Origin of the sequence: Sphingomonas sp. Root241 (genome assembly GCF_001428865.1) — a bacterium.
Taxonomy (GTDB): domain Bacteria; phylum Pseudomonadota; class Alphaproteobacteria; order Sphingomonadales; family Sphingomonadaceae; genus Sphingomonas.
This window is the reverse complement of sequence record NZ_LMIV01000002.1, coordinates 992,456-1,015,000: the sequence shown is the minus strand read 5'-3', so window position 1 is coordinate 1,015,000 and position 22,545 is coordinate 992,456. Positions and strand designations below refer to the sequence as shown.

At 66.8% G+C, this 22,545-nt stretch carries 18 protein-coding genes (1 of these 18 running past the window's edge); 6 read left to right on the top strand and 12 right to left on the bottom strand.

The features are described 5' to 3' along the window. Both ASE13_RS20300 and ASE13_RS15350 read left to right on the top strand, forming a co-directional pair. Positions 1–67, top strand: the end of a protein-coding gene (locus ASE13_RS20300) for a hypothetical protein (RefSeq protein ID WP_235537000.1). The gene continues 194 nt to the left of window position 1, outside the view; only the last 67 of its 261 coding nucleotides appear in the window; its start codon lies off the left edge, out of view; the stop codon is at positions 65–67. Positions 68–178: 111 nt separating this feature from the next. Then, positions 179–1,657 (top strand): lipopolysaccharide biosynthesis protein, encoded by a 1,479-nt coding sequence (locus ASE13_RS15350; protein ID WP_056617632.1) that lies wholly within the window; start codon positions 179–181, stop codon positions 1,655–1,657. Positions 1,658–1,664: 7 nt separating this feature from the next. Here ASE13_RS15350 and ASE13_RS15345 read toward each other — a convergent pair whose 3' ends face one another. Then, positions 1,665–2,093 carry a CBS domain-containing protein gene (locus ASE13_RS15345; RefSeq protein ID WP_056617630.1) on the bottom strand — a complete coding sequence of 143 codons (429 nt, stop codon included), beginning with the start codon at positions 2,091–2,093 and terminating at the stop codon, positions 1,665–1,667. A gap of 65 nt (positions 2,094–2,158) precedes the next feature. Here ASE13_RS15345 and ASE13_RS15340 point away from each other — a divergent pair, with 65 nt between their 5' ends. Continuing rightward, on the top strand, positions 2,159–2,458 hold the full coding sequence (locus ASE13_RS15340; protein WP_321164351.1) for a hypothetical protein: 300 nt from the start codon (positions 2,159–2,161) through the stop codon (positions 2,456–2,458). Between the two features lies 1 nt (position 2,459). Here ASE13_RS15340 and ASE13_RS15335 read toward each other — a convergent pair whose 3' ends face one another. The 6 genes from ASE13_RS15335 to hisS form a co-directional block, all read right to left on the bottom strand. Next, the gene (locus ASE13_RS15335; RefSeq protein WP_056617627.1) at positions 2,460–4,040 is read right to left on the bottom strand and encodes a DUF4139 domain-containing protein; all 1,581 of its coding nucleotides are present in this window, start codon (positions 4,038–4,040) and stop codon (positions 2,460–2,462) included. A gap of 3 nt (positions 4,041–4,043) precedes the next feature. Continuing rightward, on the bottom strand, positions 4,044–5,432 hold the full coding sequence (locus tag ASE13_RS15330; protein ID WP_414885379.1) for a DUF4139 domain-containing protein: 1,389 nt from the start codon (positions 5,430–5,432) through the stop codon (positions 4,044–4,046). Positions 5,433–5,515: 83 nt separating this feature from the next. Next, on the bottom strand, positions 5,516–6,358 hold the full coding sequence (locus ASE13_RS15325) for a DUF4167 domain-containing protein (RefSeq protein WP_056617622.1): 843 nt from the start codon (positions 6,356–6,358) through the stop codon (positions 5,516–5,518). A gap of 256 nt (positions 6,359–6,614) precedes the next feature. Next, positions 6,615–7,382, bottom strand: coding sequence for a peptide chain release factor N(5)-glutamine methyltransferase (gene prmC / locus ASE13_RS15320; protein WP_082596880.1), 768 nt, complete (start codon positions 7,380–7,382; stop codon positions 6,615–6,617). Between the two features lie 159 nt (positions 7,383–7,541). After that, positions 7,542–8,612, bottom strand: a complete 1,071-nt coding sequence (gene prfA / locus ASE13_RS15315) for a peptide chain release factor 1 (RefSeq protein WP_056617615.1) — start codon at positions 8,610–8,612, stop codon at positions 7,542–7,544. A 121-nt stretch (positions 8,613–8,733) separates the two neighbouring features. Further along, positions 8,734–9,984, bottom strand: a complete 1,251-nt coding sequence (gene hisS, locus ASE13_RS15310; RefSeq protein ID WP_056617612.1) for a histidine--tRNA ligase — start codon at positions 9,982–9,984, stop codon at positions 8,734–8,736. 439 nt (positions 9,985–10,423) lie between these two features. Between hisS and ASE13_RS15305 the strand changes: the two genes are divergently transcribed. From ASE13_RS15305 to ASE13_RS15295, 3 genes are read left to right on the top strand one after another with little or no spacing between them, the layout of a single operon-like run. Next, positions 10,424–11,599, top strand: a complete 1,176-nt coding sequence (locus tag ASE13_RS15305; protein WP_156404914.1) for an efflux RND transporter periplasmic adaptor subunit — start codon at positions 10,424–10,426, stop codon at positions 11,597–11,599. Between the two features lie 6 nt (positions 11,600–11,605). Beyond that, positions 11,606–14,800, top strand: coding sequence for an efflux RND transporter permease subunit (locus ASE13_RS15300; RefSeq protein ID WP_056617609.1), 3,195 nt, complete (start codon positions 11,606–11,608; stop codon positions 14,798–14,800). After that, entirely contained in the window at positions 14,797–16,236 is a 1,440-nt protein-coding gene (locus tag ASE13_RS15295) for an efflux transporter outer membrane subunit (protein ID WP_056617606.1), read from the top strand. The genes ASE13_RS15300 and ASE13_RS15295 overlap by 4 nt, the downstream gene beginning before the upstream one ends. Positions 16,237–16,388: 152 nt before the next feature. Here the strand turns inward: ASE13_RS15295 and ASE13_RS15290 are convergent, their stop codons facing one another. Genes ASE13_RS15290 through ASE13_RS15270 form a run of 5 tightly spaced genes read right to left on the bottom strand, consistent with a single transcriptional unit; the run spans position 16,389 to position 22,479 of the window. After that, positions 16,389–17,813: a tryptophan 7-halogenase gene (locus ASE13_RS15290; protein ID WP_056617603.1), complete on the bottom strand. Its 1,425-nt coding sequence runs from the start codon at positions 17,811–17,813 to the stop codon at positions 16,389–16,391. Next, complete coding sequence (locus ASE13_RS15285; RefSeq protein ID WP_156404913.1) at positions 17,810–19,309, bottom strand: tryptophan halogenase family protein; 1,500 nt, start codon at positions 19,307–19,309, stop codon at positions 17,810–17,812. The genes ASE13_RS15290 and ASE13_RS15285 overlap by 4 nt, the downstream gene beginning before the upstream one ends. A 40-nt stretch (positions 19,310–19,349) precedes the next feature. Next, positions 19,350–19,979: a 2-dehydro-3-deoxy-6-phosphogalactonate aldolase gene (locus ASE13_RS15280; protein ID WP_056617599.1), complete on the bottom strand. Its 630-nt coding sequence runs from the start codon at positions 19,977–19,979 to the stop codon at positions 19,350–19,352. Next, positions 19,976–20,848 carry a 2-dehydro-3-deoxygalactonokinase gene (locus ASE13_RS15275; protein ID WP_056617596.1) on the bottom strand — a complete coding sequence of 291 codons (873 nt, stop codon included), beginning with the start codon at positions 20,846–20,848 and terminating at the stop codon, positions 19,976–19,978. Before ASE13_RS15275 ends, ASE13_RS15280 begins: the two co-directional genes overlap by 4 nt. After that, positions 20,839–22,479 carry a sodium/sugar symporter gene (locus tag ASE13_RS15270; RefSeq protein WP_056617593.1) on the bottom strand — a complete coding sequence of 547 codons (1,641 nt, stop codon included), beginning with the start codon at positions 22,477–22,479 and terminating at the stop codon, positions 20,839–20,841. Before ASE13_RS15270 ends, ASE13_RS15275 begins: the two co-directional genes overlap by 10 nt. Positions 22,480–22,545 lie beyond the last annotated feature (66 nt).

The window sequence follows — 22,545 nt, the reverse complement described above, 5'->3', positions numbered from 1 at the left end:
GATGACCGTCGCAACGTCCGGTGAGGAGCACCGCGTCGGTGGAGTGGCTTCTATGCCCGGCTTTTGATTCGGTCAACAGGGTTGTGAAACTTTCTGTCGCTTTTCTGAAACAGAGCCCCGGAAGCCGCAGAAAACCGTGCTTTACGTCATCTCAACACGTGTCGTGCATGACGTTCGCGTGACCGAATCAACCGCCCAATCCCCGAATCAGGGGCTCGAATCGCTGAAGGATCAGGTGCGCAGTGCCGTGATCTGGCGTTCGGGCGCCCAGATTGCCGGCCAGCTGCTCACCTGGGCGTCGACCTTCATCGTCATCCGCGTGCTCAGCCCCTCGGACTATGGCCTGTTCGCGATGACGCAGGTGGTGCTGGTCCTGCTCAACATGCTCAACGGCTATGGCCTCGCCAGCGCGCTGATCCGGCGCGGCGATGCCGGGCGACACGCGCAGCGCCAGCTGTTCGGGATGCTGATCCTGCTCAATCTGGGGCTCGGTGCGGCCCAGTTCGTCTGCGCACCCTTCGCCGCAGCCTATTATCGCCAGCCGATGGTCGCCGACCTGCTTCGCGTGCAGGCTCTTCTCTATGTCGCCACGCCGTTCATCGCCCTGCCCTATGCGCTGCTCGCGCGCGAAATGGACTTCCGCAAACAGGCCAAGGTGAACTTCGCTTCGGGAATCGCCGGCGCGCTCACCGCATTGACCGGCGCTTGGATGGGACTGGGTGTATGGACCCTGGTGGCCGCACCGATCGCCTTGTTCACGGTCCGCGCGATCGGCATGACCTGGGCGGCCAATGCACTGATGTGGCCGAGCTTCGACTTTCGCGGCGCCGGCGACATCGCGCGCTATGGCGGGGTGATGGCGACCGGGCAGATCTTCTGGTTCCTGCAGAGCCAGGCCGATGTGTTCATCGCCGGCCGGCTGTTCGATCCGCACGCTTTGGGCCTCTATACGACAAGCCTGTTCCTCACCCAGATCTTCGTCTCCAAATTCGTGCCGCCGCTCAACGAAGTCGCCTTCTCGGCCTATGCCAGGCTGAAGGACGATCGCGCCGCGGTAGCGACGGCATTCGTCAAGTCGGCACGGTTGATCTTCGTCGTCGCGATGCCCTTTTATTTCGGGCTCGCGGCGACGGCGCGGCCGCTGGTCGACGTGGTGCTCGGACCGAAATGGGCCGAGGCGGCGCCGATCGTCCACTGGCTGGCGCTGGCGATGCCGATGATGACGCTGCAGACGCTCTATTCGCCCGCGAGCGACGCCGTCGGCCGGCCGGGGATCGGCGCGCAGAACGGGGCGACGGGCGCGCTGCTGCTGCCGGCGGCGTTCCTGATCGGCGTGCATTGGGGATTGATGGGCCTCGTCGCCGCGTGGTTCCTGGCCTATCCATTCTATCTGGCGATATCGACGTGGCGGACGCTGCCGGTCATCGGGGTTAGACTCCGCGATCTGGTCGACGGCCTGACCCCGGCGATATTCGCGGCGACGGCGATGGCGCTGGTGGTGTCGCTACTCGTGCGCGTGCTGCCACCGATGCCGTCGCTGGCCCAGCTCGTGCTGCTCGGGTGCACGGGCGCACTGGTCTATGGCGGGTGGCTCGCACTGTTCGCGCGCGACACCTTGGTCGAAGTGATCGCGCTGATCCGCAACCGGCGCGGCTGAGGAGTCGCTAGACAGCCTGGATATAGGCGCGCATCGCCTCGGCCTCGGATTCGATCCGCTCGATCCGATATTTCACCAGATCGCCGATCGAGATGAAGCCGATCACCTTTCCGCGATCGAGCACCGGCAAATGGCGTACCCGGCGGCGCGTCATCAGCGCCAGCGCGCCGAGCACCGATTCGTCGGGCGTGACGGTGATCGCCGGCGCGGTCATCACCTCACTCACCTTGCGATCGAGCGCGGCGGCGCCGTCGCGCTCGAGGCAATAGATCACGTCGCGCTCGGAAAAGATGCCGGCTACGCCGTCGCCGTCGAGGACGGGCACCGCGCCGATTCGGTGGCCGGCGAGCAAGGCGACGGCTTCCGCCACGGTGCGATCCCCCGCGATCGACACCACGTCATGCCCTTTTCCCCCCAGGATTGCCGCGATGGTCATCGCTCGTCTCCGCTTTCGGGTTCAGGCGGTTGTTTCTCCCATGATTCGCGCCCAATTGCAAAGCCATGAACATGCCGCGGCACGATCTCGACGATCCCGAATATGCCGCCTTCGCCTGGGGACGCTTCAAGCGAATCCTGCGCTGGATGGCATTGGCCGCGCTGCTGACCGCGGGACTGGCCGAGCTGGTGCTCTATCTCTGGCTGGGCGAGCTCAACTTCGTCACGGCCAGCGCCACCTTTCTCGGCGTGTTCGTGACGATGATGGTCGCCGCGGCGCTGATGGGGCTGATGTTCCTGAGCTCGGGCACCGGGCATGACGCGCGAGTCGAGGACCCGCTGAAGGACGCGATCGACCTCGACTAGATCAGCGCTCGCGCTCCAGCTTGAGCGCGAGTTCGAGCTTGGCGGTGCCATTGGCCGGCACCACTGCCCGCCACGTCTTGAGACCCTTGCGCTCGATCAGCTTCGCGCTCGACGAAGCGAGCTTGTAGGGAATCGCCATCTCGAACGTCTCGGGGGTCGAGCGCGCATTGGTAACTTCGACGACATAGGGCTGACGCCGGCTCGACGGTGGGCGCGCGACCACCTTGTAGCGCAGATCGCTGCTCTCCCCGGTCGCGAACTCGACTTCCTCGCCGATCGCGCGATCCGACAGCGCACTCTCGCCGACCAACAGAGATTCCTCCCGCGCACGTTCGAACACCGCAACGCGTCCCGCCGGCAGCGGCAGCCCGAGGCCCTTCCCATTGATATTCTCGGTGCGCAGGGTCCGCTCGGCCGCCTTACTCTCAGGCTCGTCGGCGTCGCGATCATAATCGAATTGCTCGAAGTCGCCGGTATATATTCGCGCGAAGGCGACCTTCTTGCGATCGATCATCGCCACCTGCTTGCGGCTCAATGCGGCGACGGTGACGGGCTCGGGAATCCGGTAGAGCTTGAGGTCGCCGAGTTCCTCCTGCTGCGCCACCATCACGGGCGCGCTCATCATCACGCCCGGCATGCGCCGGCCGGCGCTGACGACGATATCCTCGAAATTGCCGATATCCTCTGCGACGACCGCCTGGGCAGGCGGCGGGGGTGCCGGCGGATTGGGCGCGATACCCCAGCGCGGATGGGTGCTGGTGATGTCCATCGGCCAGCAGCGGAGATGCAGCTCCGACGGCGGCCCCTTGGGTAGAAAGGCCGCCCGCTCCTTGTTCGGTGCGCCCGCCACGGCATTGGTGCGCGCGCCGGCAAAGCCCTGGCTGCCGCCATTGGCCACGGTCAGCCAGGCGAACAGATCGAGCGTCTCGCCATCGTCGGCGACCTGCGCGACATAATTGGCCGACCAGTCGAACCCCTGCGCCAGATAGGAGAGCTGCACCGTCACCGTCGCCGCCGCCGCATTGTCGGTAGTCACCGACAATGTCGGTTTGGCGGAAAGGTCCGCGGGCACGCCGGGATAGCTGAGCGTTTCGGGCAGGCCGGAGCAGCCCAGCGCCTCGACGCCGCCGGCAGTGGTCAGCAATACGCCGCCGGGGCCGGACTGGATGATGGCCTCGCCTTCGGTGACCTTGCCGGTCGCCCGATTGGTGCGGCGGATCATGACGCGGCGCTTGAGATAGGCGTCGATCAGCGCCGCGGGCGACAGCAGCCGCGCGTCGCGATTCTTCTCGTTGACCTGCCGCGGCAGTCCCGTGACGATCGCGGTCTCAGGCATCATCCCTTCGGACACGCCGACGAAGCGAATCACCGATTTGCCCGCGGGCACGCGGATCGTGCGAGTCTCGGTGACCAGCGCATAGCCGCCCGGCCAGCCGCCCGCAGGAATCGCACCCTCTCCGCGATTCGGATCGCGATAGAGCGTCACCGACACCGCATCGATCCTGTCGGACTCTACCAAAGTCTGCGCCGCCACGGGCGAGGCGGCGACCAGCAGGGAAAGGAAGAGGGCGATGCGGCGCATCGGTCAGTAGCGCGTGTCGAACACCACGGTCACCGATGCCTTGCCATTGGCGGGCACCGGCACCTTCCATTCCATCCGTTCGGCGGAAACGCGCTCGCCCGTCAGGCTCTGCTCGACCAGCCGGACGTCGCCCCACAGCCCGTTCTGGGCGAGATCGACCGTCACCGGCTCAGGCCGGGCGTTGGTGAAATCGTAGCGCATCGAGGTGCGCCAGCGCGACGAGGACATCCGCTTGCGCTCGACCACCACCGCAGCGCCCTTCACATCGAACGCTTCACCGGTGCGGATCGACATCGCCGAACCCATCGGCGCGGCTGCGACCCGGCTTTCGCCGATGAACTGCGGGTCGCCGCGGGCATCCCGCATATAGACGCGGATCGTGCCAGAGGGCAGCTGATCGCCAAGGCCGCCGCTTTTCGAAGTCGAGAATTTGAGCACCGTCGCGGCGCTGCGCGGCTCGGACTGCGTCTCGAGCCAGCCATTCGTCCATTCATAGGTCTTGCGCGCCGGCGTGTTCTTCACGTCGAGGAAGCTGACCTGCTTCTGCTGCGCATTGGCGATCGTGGTGCGTTCGCCCAGCGGATAGAGATAATAGTCGCCCAGTTTCTCGCGCGGGCTGGTCTCCGTGCCGGCCTGCTCGATCGTCGAATCGCCGAGCTGCGACAGGCCGCCATTGCCGCGATTGGGATTGCCCGCGATTAGCAGCACATCGGCGCCCCGGTAATTGGTGCCGGTATTGTTGGTGAGCGTCACCCAGCCCTGCATGTCGATCGCGCTTTTGGCCTCGTCGAACAGCATCACATAGTCGCTGGTCCAGCCGAGACCGGGGGTGAGATAAGTGAGCGTCGCCGGGACGCGGCCGGCATTCGCCGCCTGCAGCGTCACCGACAGTGTCGGGCGGGCGCGCAGATTCTCGGGGACTTTATCGAAGATCACGCGAACGGGCAGTCCGTCGTCGCGCAGCACTTCGATGCGGTTGCCGATCTGGAGGACGATGCCGCCATTGGCGGCGAGCACCCGCGCCTGCTCGCGCGTCTCGGCGCCCGTCGCGGGATTGGTGCGCACGATCGTGACGACCGAGCCCACGGCCTTTTCCATCAACTTGTCGGGCGAGAGCAGGTCGTAATCGAAATTCTGCTCGACGATGCCGAGGCCGGGGCCCGACAAGGTCACGGTTTCCGAACGGATCTGCGCCGACACATCGGGGAATTCCTGCCGCGTGCGGCCGGCGGGCAGATCGAGCTGGCGCACGTCCTGCACCAGCGACTGACCATTTTGATAGATGGTGACCGAGACGTCGCCCTGCGCGCTCTGATCCGGGGACGGCACCGACGGCGGCGGGGTCTGGGCGTGCGCGGCGAACGGAATCGCCAGCAAAACGAGAGCCGTCAAACGCAAAGCATCCTCCCCCAAGGCCTTCTCAGGAGAGGATGCTAGCAGGTTGATCGCGAAGGGCCAGCCCCTCGCGGAAGATATCAGGCCGCGGGCGGAACCTCGGCGTCGTCGCTCTTCACGGTGCGGCGGCGGCGCGGCTTCTTGGGCGCTTCATCGGCATCGTTGGCGGCGCTCGCGTCGCCGAAAGCCGGCGGAAGGATCGCGGCGTCGATGCCCTGCGGCGCTTCGACCTCGGCTTCGTCGCGGCGCGGACGACCGCGGCCGCGAGCGGGGCGCGGCGCGCGCTCCTCGCCGACGTCGCGCTGCTCGGCGAACAGCTCGGGAGCCGGGGTTTCCTGCGCCTCGGGCTGATGGCCGTTGGCATAGCCGTTGGCGGCGTTACCATTCGGACGACGATCGCGGCGACCTTCGCGGTCGCGATTCTCGCGGGGCTCACGATCCTGGCGCGGTTCGCGATCCGGACGGAATTCCCGATCCGGGCGTGGCTCGCGGGCTTCGCGGTCCTGGCGCGGTTCACGCTCGTAGCGCGGCTCGCGCTGCTGCGGCTGCTGCTGGCGGTCGTCGCGCTGATCGTCGCCGCGATTGCCTTCGGCCTCGTACTCGAAATCCTCGTCGTCGCCATCGATGTCGTTGCTCGGACGGGGCTGACGCTGATTGGGATTCTGCTCCTCGAAGCGCGAGCGGGTCTCGCTCAGCACGCGGAAATAATGGTCCGCGAACTGGAGATAATATTCGGCGTTGACCCGATCGCCCTGACGCTGCGCGTCGGAGGCGAGATTCTTGTATTTTTCGAGCAGCTGCGCCGCATTGCCGCGGGCGCGATTGTCGATGCGGTTACCATTGCCCTGGTTGGGGTTTCCACCCTGGCGCTGCTGACCGCCACGACCGCGACGGCGGCCGTTATTAGCCTGACGATTGTTCATCAAGATCTGTATGTCCTGTCTACTTAAGCCGTCCGTCGATCCATCGGGGTCCCGGATGCACGTTACACTTGCGGACAGCGCCCCTGCCGACGCTTCCGCGCGCCACGGCCGTCGGACTGCAACGGCTCACATGACCATGGAGTGGGCCTTAGCCCTATGTTTCAACAACTTGGTTGAAAGTGCCTCGCCCCGGCGCTGTCTTAGCCCGTGGAGCACCAATCTCCAAGAGGAAATATGGGCGGAGGGTGCCGCGGTTTCAAGTAAGTAGTATCACGCGTGGACGTCCCCCGAGATCGCTGTGGACCGCGGGCAACAGACCGTGCTGGAGCGCCAGCGCCGAGACCGCTTTCGCCTGCGTCCAACCGATCTCCAGCACCGCCGCGCCTGCGGGGGCTAGCAGACGAGGAAGATCCGGGACGATGCGGCGATAATCGTCGAGACCGTCGATGCCCGCGAACAGCGCCGACGCGGGTTCATGGTCGCGGACCTCGGCCGGAAGCGATTCGCGCGTCCCGATATAGGGCGGGTTGGCGAGGATCAGATCGAACGCGCCCTCCACCCCCTGCCCCCAGTCGCCGATCCGGAATTCGGCGCGGTTCGCCATGCCGAGGCGCCCGGCATTGGCGCGGGCATAATCGAGCGCCTGCTCCGACGCGTCCACGCCGAGCCCGCGCGCTTCGGGCCATTGATCGAGCGCGGCGAGCAGCAGCGTGCCCGGGCCGGTGCCGAGATCCAGGATCGTCATGGGCGCGCGCTCGTCGAAATGCTCGATCGCGGCTTCGATCAGCGTCTCGCTGTCTGGCCGCGGGATGAGGGCGCCCGGGCCGACCTGCAGGTCGATCGTCCAGAAGGCGCGGGTGCCGGTGATATAGGCGATCGGCTCGTGCGCGAGGCGGCGCTGGAGGAGGGGTTCGAAGGCGGCTGGGATGGGATCGTCGAGATGGCGGAGCAGCAGATCCTGGCGCGAGGTGCCGAGGGCGTGGGCCATCAGGAGCTCGGCGTCGAGGCGGGGGGTGTCGGTGATGCCTGTGAGACGCTGCGCGGCGTCTAACAGGACGTGCCGTATCAAAGCCCCTCCCCTTCAGGGGAGGGGTTGGGGGTGGGGCCTGTCCACGGGCGGTTGGCCTGCCGCACCGCCCCACCCCAACCCCTCCCCTGAAGGGGAGGGGCTTTCTTTGGCTTGTTACCCATCCAGCTGCGCCAATCGATCCGCCTCGTCCTGCGCGATCAGCGCGCCGATCAGTTCGTCCATCTCGCCTTCGAGGATCTCGGGCAGGCGATGGAGGGTCAGGTTGATGCGGTGGTCGGTCACGCGGCCCTGCGGGAAATTGTAGGTGCGGATGCGCTCCGAACGGTCACCCGAACCCACCATCGATTTGCGCGCGCCCGCCCGCTGGGCGTGGAGGCGTTCGCGCTCCTGCTCGTAGAGACGGGTGCGGAGCACCTTCATCGCCTTGGCCTTGTTCTTGTGCTGCGACTTCTCGTCCTGCTGGATCACCACGAGGCCCGTGGGGATGTGGACGATGCGCACCGCCGAATCGGTGGTGTTGACCGATTGGCCGCCGGGGCCCGACGAGCGATAGATGTCGATGCGCAGGTCCTTGTCGTCGATCTTGATATCGACTTCCTCGGCCTCGGGCAGCACCGCGACGGTGGCGGCGGAAGTGTGGATGCGGCCCTGCGTCTCGGTGGCGGGCACGCGCTGGACGCGATGGACGCCGCTCTCGAACTTCAATTTCGCGAACACGCCTTTGCCCTCGACCGAGGCGATCGCTTCCTTGAACCCGCCCGCATCGGAGGCCGAGGAGGAGATCAGTTCGACCTTCCAGCCCTGCTTCTCGGCATATTTCTGGTACATGCGGAACAGGTCGCCGCCGAAGAGCGCGGCCTCGTCGCCGCCGGTGCCGGCGCGGATCTCGAGCATCGCGGCGCGCTCGTCCGCGGCGTCGCGCGGAAGCAACGCCAGCGCGAGCTTTCGGTCGGCGGCGGCGAGCGCCTCGCCGTTCGCATGGAGCTCCTCGGACGCCATCTGCCGGATCTCGTCATCGGCGTCGTGCGTCATGTGCTGGAGCGATTGCGCCTCGGCACGCAGCCGCCGCACTTCGCTCGCGGCCTGGGCGACGGGCTCGAGCTCGGCATATTCCTTCGACACCTGGACGAAGCGCTCACCCGACAAGTCGCCGGTCGCCATCAGCGCCTGCAACTCGTCGCGCCGCGCCTCGATCGCGGCGATGCGGTCGGGAGCTATTTTCACTTCCTCCGTTCCCCGGCGAAGGCCGGGGCCCAGACTCGGCGCGAAGCGCCGAAGTGCACGCTGCCGCGTGCGAGTTTGCTATAGGGCTGGGCCCCGGCCTTCGCCGGGGAGCTGGTTGGCGTCACCATTGCCCTCCCGCCACGACCCGCAATAGCTCTTCGACGCGCTGCAGCTCGGGAGTTCCGGGCACCGAGCGAGCGTTCGCCTTGGCCGTTTCGCCTTCCCAGACGAGACCGACGATTACCTTGGCATTCACCTTGGCCGCCTTGTCGTACCTCTTCTTTGGCGAGCCGGTGGCAATCATATCCGCTGAAAGCCCATTCGCGCGAAGTGCTTTGAGCGTGCGGATACCAAACGGAAGCGCGCGGTCATCTTCAACCGCAATGATGACCTCGGGTCGCTCGACCTTCGGCTCCTCGATCAGCATCGCGAGCCGTTCGACACCCGCCGCCCAGCCCACGCCCGGCGTCTCCGGCCCGCCGAGCGAGCCGATCAGCCCGTCATAGCGGCCGCCGGCAAGGACGGTGCCCTGCGCGCCGAGGCGGTCGGTGACGAACTCGAACGCCGTGTGGCGATAGTAATCGAGGCCGCGGACGAGGCGGCTGTTGCGAGTCCATTTGACGCCCGCCGCGTCGAGGCCGTCGGTGACTGCCTTGAAGAAGGCCGCAGCCTCCTCGGTCAGATAGGCATCGATATCGGGCGCGCTGTCGGCGATCGGGCGGTCGCGCGGATCCTTCGAATCGAGGATGCGCATCGGATTCTTGTCGAGCCGGACCTGACTGTCCTCGGACAGTTCGCCCCGGTGCGCCTCGAAATGCGCGACCAAAGCCGTGCGCCAAGCGTCGCGCGTCTCGGCATCGCCCAAGGTGTTGAGCTGGAGCGTCACGCCATCGGCAATGCCGAGCTCGTGGAGCAGCTGGTCGGCCAGGACGAGCAGTTCGACATCGGCGGCAGGCTCGGCCGCGCCGATGATCTCGGCGTCGACCTGGTGGAACTGGCGGAAACGGCCCTTTTGCGGACGCTCGTAGCGGAACACCGGACCCGATGTCGCGAGCTTCAAAGGCGCATATTGCTGCCAGCCCTCGGTGATATAGGCGCGGGCGATGCCGGCGGTGAATTCGGGGCGCAGCGTCAGCGAATCGCCGCCGCGGTCCTCGAATGTGTACATCTCCTTCGAGACGACATCCGAAGTCTCGCCCATCGAGCGGGCGAAAACGCCGGTCGCCTCGAAGATCGGGATCTCGAGCCGCTGGAAGCAATAGAGCCGGCGGACGTGCTCGAACGTGTCGAGCACACGCGCGAAGCGCCTCTGCTCGTCGCCGAAAATGTCCTGGGTGCCCCGGATGCGCTTGGGGGTTTCGATACGTGCCATTTCGCGCGGGTTTCTAGGGCGTTAGGCACGCTTGCGCCACTCCCCTTTAAATCCCGTTGTGGACGCCCATATTCCCGTTCGAGTTCAACAGCATGGAAGGAGGTGATCGAATGTCTCATTGTCAAACGCCGTCTGCGGCGCGCACTCAGGGTTCGGTCCGCTCCATCGGAGCCGCCGCCTGAGGCATTGACGTTAAGGTCGCTCGCCGCAGCGGCTGACAATGGAAAGGCCGTTCCCCGATGGGGAGCGGCCTTTCGTGTATCCGGCCCCTTTCGTATGTCCGGATCGTGTCTGACACATTCTGATACAATTCCCCCCTAGTAGCGCCGCGACCGTCTGCCTATGGCGAGCTACGGAACTGAACTGCGCTGCACAAAAGCGCTACGAGCGGGTCTGCGAATTGAATCTGAAGCCTTCGAACCTCTCCGGTCGATCCAGCGTGGCACTTCTGGCCACAGCTCTCCTTCTCATCTCTTGCAGCAGCGGCAACAACGCCGCCCAGAAAAAGGGCCAGAGCGGCCCGGCGCAGGTCGGTTTCGTCGTGGTGCAGCCGAGCAACGTGCCCCTGGTCACCGAGCTTTCAGGCCGGGTGACGGCGTTCCAGACCTCCGAGGTGCGGCCGCAGGTCGCCGGGATCGTCCAGCGGCGCTTCTTCACCGAAGGCTCGATCGTCCGCGCCGGCCAGACGCTCTACCAGATCGATCCCAGCCTCTATCAGGCGCAGGCATCCGAAGCCGAGGCCAACCTCCAGAGCGCACGCGCCACTGCCGAGGCCGCCCGGATCCGCGCCGAGCGCTATCGCCCGCTCGCCAAGATGGAAGCGGTCAGCCAGCAGGACTATACCGACGCCGCCGCGCAGGCGCGCCAGGCCGCGGCCGCGGTCGCGCAGAACAGCGCGCAGCTCCGCACCGCGCAGATCAATCTGCGCTTCACGCGCGTCCCCGCGCCGATCACCGGGCGGATCGGGCGTTCGCTGTTCACCGAAGGGGCGCTGGTCACCACCAATCAGGCCGATCCGCTGGCGGTGATCCAGCGGCTCGATCCGATCAACGTCGACATCCAGCAATCGAGCGCCGACATGCTTTCGCTGCGCAAGGCACTGGCGCGTGGCGGGCTTACCCCGACCACCGCAGTGGTCCGGCTGCGGCTAGAGGACGGCACCGAATATGGCCAGACCGGCACCGTCGAATTCTCCGAAGTGATGGTCAACGAGAATACGGGGACAGTGACGCTCCGGGCGCGCTTCCCCAACCCGCAGGGCATATTGCTTCCCGGCATGTTCGTACGCGCCTCTTTCGCGCAGGCGATCGATACCCAGGCGTTCCTCGTGCCGCAGGCGGGGCTCTCGCGCGATCCGCGCGGCAACGCGACCGTCTATATCGTGGGGCCAGGCAATCGCGCCGTCGCCCGCACGGTCGTCGCGGCGCGGACCGAGGGGGCGAACTGGGTGGTGACGCAGGGACTCGCGCCCGGCGACAAGGTGATCGTGCAGGGCACCGCCAATCTGCGCCCCGACGCCGAGATCCGCCCGGTGCCCTATACGGCGCCGCAACGCATCGAGGCGCCGAAGGGCGGCCAGAACGCGCAGGGCGGCGCGGCGAAGAAGGGCGGCTGACCGCCCATGTCACGCATCTTCATCGATCGCCCGATCTTCGCATGGGTGATCGCGATCATCGTCATGCTGGCGGGCGTGGGCGCGATCATGGCGCTGCCGATCGCGCAATATCCCGACGTCGCGCCGCCGCAGGTCAATGTCCGCGCCACCTATCCCGGCGCCTCGGCGGAGACGGTGCAGAACTCGGTGACCCAGATCATCGAGCAGCAATTGAGCGGAATCGACGGGCTGATCTATTTCAGCTCCTCCTCGACCTCGCGCGGGCAAGTCAACATCACGGCGACCTTCGAGAAGGGCACCGATCCGGACATCGCGCAGGTCCAGGTCCAGAACCAGGTCCAGCAGGCCTTGTCGCGCCTGCCCCAGCAGGTGCAGCAGCAAGGGTTGCGCGTCACCAAGTCCAACCCCGACTTCCTGATGATCGTCGGCGTCTATGACGAGACCGACAAGCGGACCAACCAGGACGTTTCGGACTGGATGGCGTCGAACATGCAGGACACGCTGGCGCGCACCCCGGGCGTCGGCGACACCAATGTGTTCGGCGCGCCCTATGCGATGCGCATCTGGCTGAATCCCGATCGGCTGGCGAGCTATTCGCTGATGCCGAGCGACGTGATCACGGCGATCCAGAACCAGAATACCGAAGTCGCCGCGGGCGAGATCGGCGGCCAGCCGCAGCCGAGCACCCAGATGCTCAACGCGACCGTGACCGCCCAGTCGCGGCTCCAGACCCCGGCGCAGTTCGAAAAGATCATCCTCAAGACCGAGACCAGCGGCGCCAACGTGCTGCTCAAGGATGTCGCGCGAGTCGAGCTCGGTGCCGAGAGCTACAATGCCGTCAGCCGGGTCAACGGCCATCCGGGCGCAGGCATCGCGATCAGCCTCTCACCCGGCGCCGACGCGCTCGAGACCGCCGAATTGGTCAAGGCGGAAGTGGAGCAGATCGCGCGCAGCTTCCCCGCCGGCTTCAAATACGCCTATGCCAACGACACGACAGCGTTCATCAAGCTCTCGATCGAGGAAGTGGTGAAGACTTTGGTCGAGGCGATCCTCCTCGTCGTGATCGTGATGTTCATCTTCCTCCAGAGCATTCGTGCGACGTTGATCCCATTCATCGCAGTGCCGGTGGTGCTGCTGGGCACCTTCGCGGTGTTCTACGCGCTCGGTTTCTCGATCAACACGCTGACGCTGTTCGGGCTGGTGCTGGCGATCGGCATGCTCGTCGACGACGCGATCGTCGTGGTCGAGAATGTCGAGCGGCTGATGGAGGAGGACCCCGATCTCTCCCCGCGCGACGCGACGATCAAGTCGATGGAGCAGATCCAGATGGCGCTGGTCGGCATCGCATTGGTGCTCTCTGCGGTGTTCCTGCCGATGGCGTTCTTCGGCGGATCGACCGGTGTGATCTACCGGCAATTCTCGGTGACGATCGTGTCGGCGATGGTGCTCTCGGTGCTGGTCGCCCTGATCCTCACTCCCGCGCTCACCGCCACCCTGCTCAAGAAGAAGAGCGAAGAGCATAATGGCTGGGTAGAGCGGCGCTTCCCGGCGGTCGGCCGCTTCTTCGGCAATGCCCGCGACTGGTTCAACAGCAACTTCGATCGCGGCGTCCAGCGCTACACCGGCGCCGTCACCACAGTGGTCAACCGCAAATGGCTGTTCCTGCTGATCTACGCGGTGGTCTGCCTGTTGCTGGTGCTGATGTTCACGCGGCTCCCCACCGGCTTCCTGCCGACCGAGGACCAGGGTGCGGCGTCGGTGCAGTTCCGCCTTCCCGCCGGCGCGACGCAGAGCCGCACCCAGGAAGTGCAACGAGCGGTCGAGCGTTATTTCATGGAGCAGGAGGCGAAGAACTCGGCGACGATGTTCACTGTCACCGGCGGCGGCGGCGGCGGCGGCGCGAGCGGCCAGAATACCGGCCAGGGCTTCATCAACCTTGCGGACTGGTCGAAACGGCACGGCAAGGAAAATGCGGCCGACGCCATCGTTCAGCGCGCGTCGGCGGCGTTTCGCAATTTTCGCGATGCGCAGGTTTTCGCGCTGGTGCCGCCCGCGATCCGCGGCCTCGGCCAGTCGAGCGGCTTCACGATGGAGCTCCAGAACGCCAGCAGCATGCCGCGCGACCAGTTCCTCGCCGCGCGCGACAGGCTGCTCGCCGCCGCCAACGCCGACCCCGCGCTCGCGCAGGTCCGCCTCTCGGATCTTCCCGATGTCGCCACGCTCAAGGTCGATATCGACCAGCAGAAGCTCGCCGCGCTCGGCCTGAGTCAAAGCGACGTCAACAGCACGCTCTCTACTGCCTGGGGCGGCCGCTACGTCAACGACTTCATCGACCGCGGCCGGGTGAAGCGCGTCTATGTGCAGGGCGACGCGCAATATCGCGCGAACCCGGACAATATCGACGAATGGTTCGTCCGCTCCAATAACGGGCAGATGGCGCCCTTCTCCTCCTTCGCGCAGACGAGCTGGGCGACCGCGCCGACGACGATGTCGCGCTTCCAGGGCATTCCCGCCTTCGAGTTCCAGGGCCAGGCCGCGCCGGGGCGGAGCTCGGGCGAGGCGATGCGCCGGATGGAGGAGCTCGCTGCGCAGATCCCGGGGACGAGCGTCGCATGGGCCGGCCTCTCCTTCCAGGAGCGGCTGTCCTCCGGGCAGGCGCCGTATCTCTACGCGGTGTCGCTGCTCGTCGTCTTCCTGTGCCTCGCCGCCTTGTACGAGAGCTGGAGCATTCCGGTCGCGGTGCTGCTGGTGATTCCGCTGGGCCTTGTCGGCGCGGTGTTCGCAGTGACGCTGCGCGGGCTGCAGAACGACGTCTATCTCCAGATCGGGCTGCTCACCACGATGGGGCTCGCCGCCAAGAACGCGATCCTGATGATCGAGTTCGCCGAGCGCGCCGAGAAGGAAGGCAAGCGCGTCATCGATGCGGCGCTGGAGGCGGCACGCATCCGTCTCCGCCCGATCCTGATGACCAGCCTCGCCTTCATCTTCGGCGTGCTGCCGCTGGCGATCTCGACCGGCGCCGGCGCGAACAGCCGCATCGCGATCGGCACCGCGGTGATCGGCGGCATGCTGACCGCGACGATCCTGGCGATCTTCTACATTCCCTTGTTCTTCGTGCTGGTCCGCCGCGGCGTGCGCGACGGACTGAAGGCGATCCGCGAGCGAGGCCATCACGACGATAGCCCGGAGGCCACGGCATGAGGCGCGCGGCGCTGTTCCTCGCCGCGACCGCGCTCGCCGGCTGCTCGATGGATCCGAAATACGTCCAGCCCGCGGCGCCGGTGCCGCCGAGTTGGCCGGTCGGCGACGCCTATCTGGCTAACAGCGAAGCTGCGCTGCCCACGGTCACCTATCGCGACATCTTCCGCGATGCGCGGCTCCAGTCGCTGATCGCCCGGGCGCTGACCGAGAATCGCGACCTTCGCCTCGCCGCGGCGAACATTCGCGTGGCGCGGGAGCAATATCGCATCCAGCGCGCGGATCGGCTGCCCGAAGTCAGCGCCGGCGCAGGCGCGACGGTCTCCGACGGCCAGAGCACCGGCTCCTCGACTGCGGGATCGGGCGCCCGCACGCGCTTCACCGCCGATGCCGGGATCACCGGCTTCGAGCTCGACCTGTTCGGCCGCGTCGCCTCGCTCACCCGCGCCGAGCAGAACCGCTATTTCGCCACCGAGGCCGGCGCGCGCGCGACCTATCTCACCCTGGTCGGCGACATCGCCGACGCGTGGCTGAACTATGCCGCCGACGCGAGCCTGCTCAAGATCGCGCAGGACACCGCGGGCAATGCCGAGAACAGCGTGCGGCTGACTCGCGCCCGGCTGGAAGGCGGGATCGCGCCGCGCACCGATCTGCGCCAGGCCGAGCAAGTGCTGGAAGGCGCACGCGCAGACCTGGCCCAGCAGCGCACTGCGCTCGCGCAGGATATCAATGCGCTCCAGCTGCTGGTCGGCGCGCCGATCGATCCGGCGTTGCTGCCCGCGTCGCTCGACGAGGCCGCGCCGACGATCGCCGAATTGCCCGCCGGGATCGATTCGAGCGTGCTGCTTCGCCGCCCCGACGTGGTCCAGGCCGAATATCAGCTGCGCGCTGCCAATGCCGAGATCGGCGCGGCGCGTGCCGCTCTGTTTCCGCACATCTCGCTCACCGGCCTGCTGGGACTCGCGAGCAATGCACTGACCGGGCTGTTCAGCGGCAACGGGTTCAACTGGTCCGCCGGTGCCGATGCGAATTATTCGATCTTCAACGCCGGCGCCGGCAAGGCGAACGTGCGGCTGAGCGAGGCGCAGCGCGAGGCGGCGGTCGCCACCTATGAACGGGCGATCCAGTCGGCGTTCCGCGAAGTGGCCGACGCCTTGGCGCGGCGCGGGACGATCACCGAGCAGCTCCGCGCGACCCAGGCGCAGGCGACCGCGGCGGCCGATACTTTCCGGCTGGCCGAGGCGCGCTATCGCGGTGGGATCGACACGTTCCTGTCCAGCCTCGATGCGCAGCGTTCGCTGTATACGGCGCAACGCACCTTGGTGAACACGCGGCTGGTGCAGGCGAGCAACCTCGTGACGCTGTACCGCACGCTGGGCGGCGATTCGCTGCTGCGCGTGACGCCGCAAGGGCCGGAAACGGCGGGCGGGCGGCCTTGAGCCTGAAGTCTTGGATTCAAACGTCATCCCCGCGAAAGCGGGGACCCATCTCCGACAGTTTCCACAAGCGCGCCGGTGCACTTTGCCGCTCGCTCAGGAGATGGGTCCCCGCTTTCGCGGGGATGACGAAAAGGGGTGAACGGGTCTTCAGCCTAACGCCTCGAAGCCCTCACCTGCGCAAGATATTCCGCGAAACCAGGCACCCGCGCGGGCAATTGCGCCAGGCCAGCCCGTATCTCCGTCATCCGCGCCGCGGCGACGATCGGGTCCACCGCCGCAGCGAGCGGCTGGATGTCGCGGGGCAGCACGCCCAGGCCGAGCAGCGCCGACAGCCAGATCTCGTCGGGCAGGCTATCCTCGTCATAAACGGGCAACCGCCCACGGCTCTCGAATTGCTGGAGCGTCCGGGCGAGGCTCTCGGGCACTTCGATCGATGCGCCCGCGCGCAGATAATGGAGTGCCTGAAAGTCGCGCATCCGCCGGGCTTCCTCGCGCGAACGGCGGTTATACTCGGCGATCTCCACAGGATGACAATCACGCCCCGGGAGCAGATCGAGCGCACGCGCGATCCCGTTCTGGGCAAGGTGGAGATTGGGCCAGTGGAGTGGGTCCAGCACGACAGCGGCATCGCCGATCATGAGAACGTTGCGAATCCACGGATCGGCGCGTCGGCCGGGACGGAGCGCGAGCGAACGCCCCTGAGGATCGGGCGCGGGATCGGCCGAGGACCAGACGTGCCCGAGCATGGTCCGCCCGGGCAGCGGGCAGGCGAATTGCCAGCCCCGCGCGCCGCCGACGATCGTGTCGTTCGGGCTTGCGGCGCTCGGCGGCCCCTCGCCCAGCAACAGGCGGTCGCAGGGTAGCGCGTTGCTCCAGTCCTCGAAGGCGCCGCCGACCGCTTCGGCCAGCACCGCCGCGGGGCCCGAGGCATCGAGATACAGATCGGCCTCGATCCGGCGGCCGTCGGCGAGCAGCAGCGCTGCGACCACGCCATCCCCATGCCGATCAATGCCGGCAAAACTGCCTTGGGTACGCACCACGCGCAACTGATCGACGAGCGACGCGAGGATCTCGCGGTAGCGTTCGGGATCGAGCCGCAGCGCATAGTCGAAAGTCGCCAGCGGCGATCCGGGACCGCCCTGCGGATGTACGAACCTTCCCGCTTCGGCAAGCACACCGGCAGCGGCGTAGCGATGCCAGGGTTCGGCCTGCCCCTCGCGCCGCGCGCGCGCCCAGAGCTGGTGGAAGGCGACCGTCCCCGTCGGCGCGCCGTGATCGCCGTGGACATGATACCAGGTTTCGCCACCCGCGGGCCAATTCTCGAAGCGGAGCCCCAGCCGTGGGGTCGCCGCCCCCGCGCCGAGCAGCACCGCCTCGTCGAGGCCGATGCTCGCATGAAAGCGGTGGATCGAAGTCATGCTGCCCGGCAGCCGATCGGCGAGCGCCGCGGGATCGGGCGCGGTCTCGATCACGGTGATCGCGACCTGCGGCAGCGCGCGCGCGAACGCCGCCGCGGCGGACAGGCCGGTGATGCCGCCGCCGAGAATGGCGACGCTGCGAATCGCGCGATCGTTCACAGCAATTTCTGCCGTTCGAGCGTCTGGCGATGCCCGGGCAGCGCGCGTACCTCCACCGCGATCCGGCCGCGCAGCCGTTCGAGCGCCTGGCCGAGTTCCTGCGGCGGCGCCGCCGCGATACGCTGGTCCCACCCCTCGGGCATCACGCCCTGCCCGATCAGCACCGCGATCCAGCTCGGCTCGAAGAACAGGCCATGGGCATAACGCTGGATGCGCCCGGCGCGGCGGAACAATTCGATCTTGTCGGCCAGGCTGTCCGGGATCGGCATGTGGCGGACATAGTTCCAAAACTCCGAATCGTCGCGCGTGCTGGCGTGGTAATGGAGGATCAGGAAGTCGCGGATCCGGTCATATTCATAGTCGATCAGCCGGTTGAACTCGTCGCGATCGGCGGCTTCGATGCCGCGGATCGGGAACAGTTCGAGCAATTGGGTGATCGCCGCCTGGACGAGATAGATGCTGGTCGATTCGAGCGGCTCGAGAAACCCCGAGGCGAGCCCGACCGCGACGACATTGTGCGACCAGCTCCGCTTGCGGCGGCCGGCACGGAAGCGGAGCACGCGCGGATCGGCAAGCGCCTCGCCTTCCACGGCGCCGAGGATCGCGTCCGACGCTTCGTCATCGGACAGATGCGCGCTCGAATAGACATAGCCGTTGCCGACACGGTGCTGGAGCGGGATGCGCCAGCGCCACCCCGCCGGCATCGCAGTGGCGCGGGTGAGCGGTTCGATCTCGCCCGGAGGCGAGGCGCAGGGCAAGGCCATCGCGCGATCGCAGGGGAGCCAGTGCGACCAGTCCTCCCATTCCTCGCCCAGCGCGTCGCCGAGCAGCAGGCTGCGGAATCCCGAGCAATCGACGAACAGGTCGCCCTCCACCCGTACGCCGCTTTCGAGCAGCACCGCCGCGACGTCGCCGGTTTCGGAGTCGCGCTCGACCGAGACGATCCGGCCCTCGGTACGCTTCACCCCCTGCCCTTCCGCGAAGCCGCGCAGATAGGGGCCGAAGCGCGTCGCATCGAATTGATAGGCATAGCCGATCCTCGAGAGCAAAGAGGCGGGGTCGCTCTCGGGCGGAGCGAAGCGCTTTGCCGCCGCCATGACATTGGCCATCGAATATTCGAAGATCTCGCCCCCCTGCCCCAGCGCGCGCATCCGCAGCCAATATTGCAGGAAGGGCACATTGTTCAGCGGGCGGCCGAAATCGCCGAACGGGTGGAGATAGGAATCGCCCGGCTGGCCGAAATCGCGAAATTCGATGCCGAGCTTGTAGGTGGCGTGGGTGGCGGTCATGAACTCGGCCTCGTCGAGCCCGAGCGTGTGGATGAAGGCGCGCAGATGCGGGAGCGTCGCTTCGCCAACCCCGACGATGCCGATCTCGGCGGATTCGATCAGTTCGACGCTGCACGCATGCGGCAGCATCTTGCCGAGCGCCGACGCGGCCATCCAGCCGGCGGTGCCGCCGCCGATGATGATCACTTTCCTGCGTGGTCGGTTCACCGCGCCCCCTCTCCGGGAGGGAGCCTAGGCGATCAATCGGTCAGCTGGCCAGTGCCGAGACGAACGCCCGTGCGCGTGCGCCGACTTCGGCGGCGGTGAGGCCGGGCTTGTAGAGCGCCGAGCCCAGTCCGAAGCCCGCCGCGCCCGCCTCGCGCCACGAACCCATAGTGTCGGGCGCGATCCCGCCGACGGGGAGCAGGCGCATGTCCTTCGGCAGCACGGCGCGCATCGCCTTGAGGATGGCGGGGCTGGAGCCTTCGGCGGGGAAGAGCTTGAGCGCGGTGGCGCCGGCTTCGATTGCGGCGAAGGCTTCGGTGGGGGTCACCACGCCAGGGAGCGAAGTCATGCCCGCCTCGGCGCTGGCGGCGATCACGCGGGTGTTGGCGTTGGGCGAGATGATCATCGTGCCGCCGACGGCGCGGACCTGCTCGACCTGCCCTTCGGTGAGGACGGTGCCGGCGCCGATCACTGCCCTGCCCTCGAAGCGCCGCGCCAGGCGGGCGATGCTGTCGAGCGGATCGGGGGAGTTCATCGGGACTTCGATCAGCGTGAAGCCGGCATCGACCAACGCATCGCCGATGGCCTCGACCTCGTGCGGAGCCACGCCGCGCAGGATGGCGATCAGCGGGCAGCGGGCGAAGGCGGCATCGAAGGCGGCGACATGGGTCATTGTTTCACGATCTCGTTGATACCCGCGACGAACGCGGCGTGGCTGTCGACCAGATAGGCATTGCGGCCATGGGCTTGAATGGCCGCGGAATAGAGGCCGCCCAGTACCGGATCGGCGAGGACGTGGACGGCGTCATGCGCCGAAGTCGCGAGGCGGGCAGCGACGTCGGTGCCGATCAGAAGGCCGCTGGCATAAGAGGCCGCGTCGGCATCGTCGCGTTGCCCCAGCATCTTCGCGGCGCGGATGCCGAAGAGCGACGCCGCCAGGTCCTGGCGCTTGCCGTCCTCGACACCTTCGCGGAAGGCACCGCCCAGCGTGACTTCGCTGCCGAGCTGGGAAGCGAGCAGGCCGTGCTTGCGGAGCAATGCGAACAACTCGCCGGTCATCGCGGTAACGAAGTCGGCGATCCTGCCGTCCCGCATCTCGACCCATTTGCAGTGGGTTCCCGGCTGGGCGAGCAGGGAGTCCGCCGGAACGAGGCCGGCCGCTACGGCGCCGAGCAACTGGACTTCCTCGCCGCGCATCACATCCGGGCGGCCATTCATCAGCGTCGAGATGCCAGGGACGATCGCGGTGCGATCGTCGATCCAGAGCAAACCCGCCGCGAGTTCGGCGGCACCGGCGGGCGCGGCGACATAGGGCGCCGGCCGCCAGCCGATGTTCGAACCGACCATGCCGGCGAGCAGCATCGGCAAGTCGCCGAAGCGGCCGCGGATCGCCGCCGCCTCGGCTTCGAAGTCCTCGACCGAGGTAACCCCGCGGTCGTCACGCTCGGTCTTCACGACCTGACCGCTATCGATCAGGAACACGCGCCTATTGGTCGTGCCCCAGTCGACGGCGAGGAAGCGGCTGCCGAAACTCACCACCAGATCGCGTACAATGCGATGAGGATGGCGATGATGATTGCGGATGCGATGTTGAAGCCGCGGGTAGTGCGGAAGCTGACGCCTTCCATCGTGATCAAATTGCTCTCCGCACGCGCCGGCCTGGCCAGCGAGACGATCACCGCGAGGGCGAGCGAGAGGAAGAACACGATCATCATGCGGTTCATGAACGGCACCGCGTTGAGCGCCGCGATGCCGCCCCAGTCCGCGGGGAACCAGAACAGGAAGCTCAGCACCACCGATGCCACCGCACCCACCAGCGCCCCCGCCTCGGTCGCGCGCGGCCAGAACAGGCCGAGCAGGAAGATGACCGTGATGCCCGGGGTTACGAAGCCCGAAAACTCCTGGATGTACTGGAACGCCTGATCGAGGCTGCCGAGCAACGGGCGCGCCGTCGCCATGGCGATGATGATCGAAACCACCGCCGCGATCCGGCCGACCAGCACCAGCCGTGTCTCGTGCGCCGTGGTGCCCTCGGCGTCCTCGGCGCGGGTCTGCACGCCCTTGAACTTGGCGTAGATGTCGAGCGTGAAGATCGTCGCGATCGAATTGATCTTCGATGCGGTCGACGCGATGATCGCCGCGATCAGCGCCGCGAAGACGAGACCGAGCAGCCCGGTGGGGAGCAGCGTCATCATGGTCGGATAGGCCTGGTCGGGCTTGGTCAACTCAGGGGCGAGCACCACCGCGGCAATGCCGGGCAGCACGATGATCACCGGCATCAGCAGCTTGAGGAAGCCGGCGAAGATCACGCCCTTCTGTGCTTCCTGCAAGCTCTTGGCGGCCAGCGCGCGCTGGATGATGTACTGGTTGAAGCCCCAGTAAGAGAGATTGGCGATCCACATGCCGCCGATCAAAACCGCGATGCCCGGGAGCTTGTCGTAGCGCTCCTTGTCGACGGCCGCGTTGCCTGTCTTTTCCAAAATCATGTCGAAATGATCGGGGACCCGACGGGTGAGTTCCATGAACCCGCCGACGAAACCGGAGTCCCCGCCGATCTTGCTGAGCGTGAGGTACGAGACGACGAGGCCGCCGAAGACGAGCAGGGTCACCTGGACGATGTCGGTGAGCGCAACCGCCTTGAGGCCGCCGCGGAGCTGATAGAGCAAAGCGAAGGTGCCGAGACCGATCAGCGCGACGTCCTGATTGACGCCGGCGACCTGCGTCACCGCGATCGAACCGAGCCAGATGATCGAGGTCAGGTTCACGAATATGTAGAGCACGAGCCAGAACACCGCCATCACCGTGCGGATCGTCGGTCCGAACCGCTGCTCGAGGAACTGCGGCATCGTGTAGATCTGGTTCTTCAGGAAGATCGGCAGGAAGAATTTGCCGACGATCAGCAGCGTCAGCGCCGCCATCCATTCATAGGAGGCGATCGCGAGGCCGATGGCAAAGCCCGAACCGGACATGCCGACGATCTGCTCCGCAGAAATGTTCGCGGCGATCAGCGAGGCGCCGATCGCCCACCAGGGCAGCGACTTGGACGCGAGGAAATAATCCGACGTGTCCTTGGCATGGCCCGCCTTCTCACGGCTAACCCATTGCGCAAGGCCGAAAATTCCGATCGCATAGGCGATCACGACGAACAGATCGATGTTCGAGAGACTCGTCATTGCTTCCTCCCTGCCCCGGGCGCCGGCGGCTGATGCCGCGCTCTTGTGCCCGCCTGAGGCACCCGA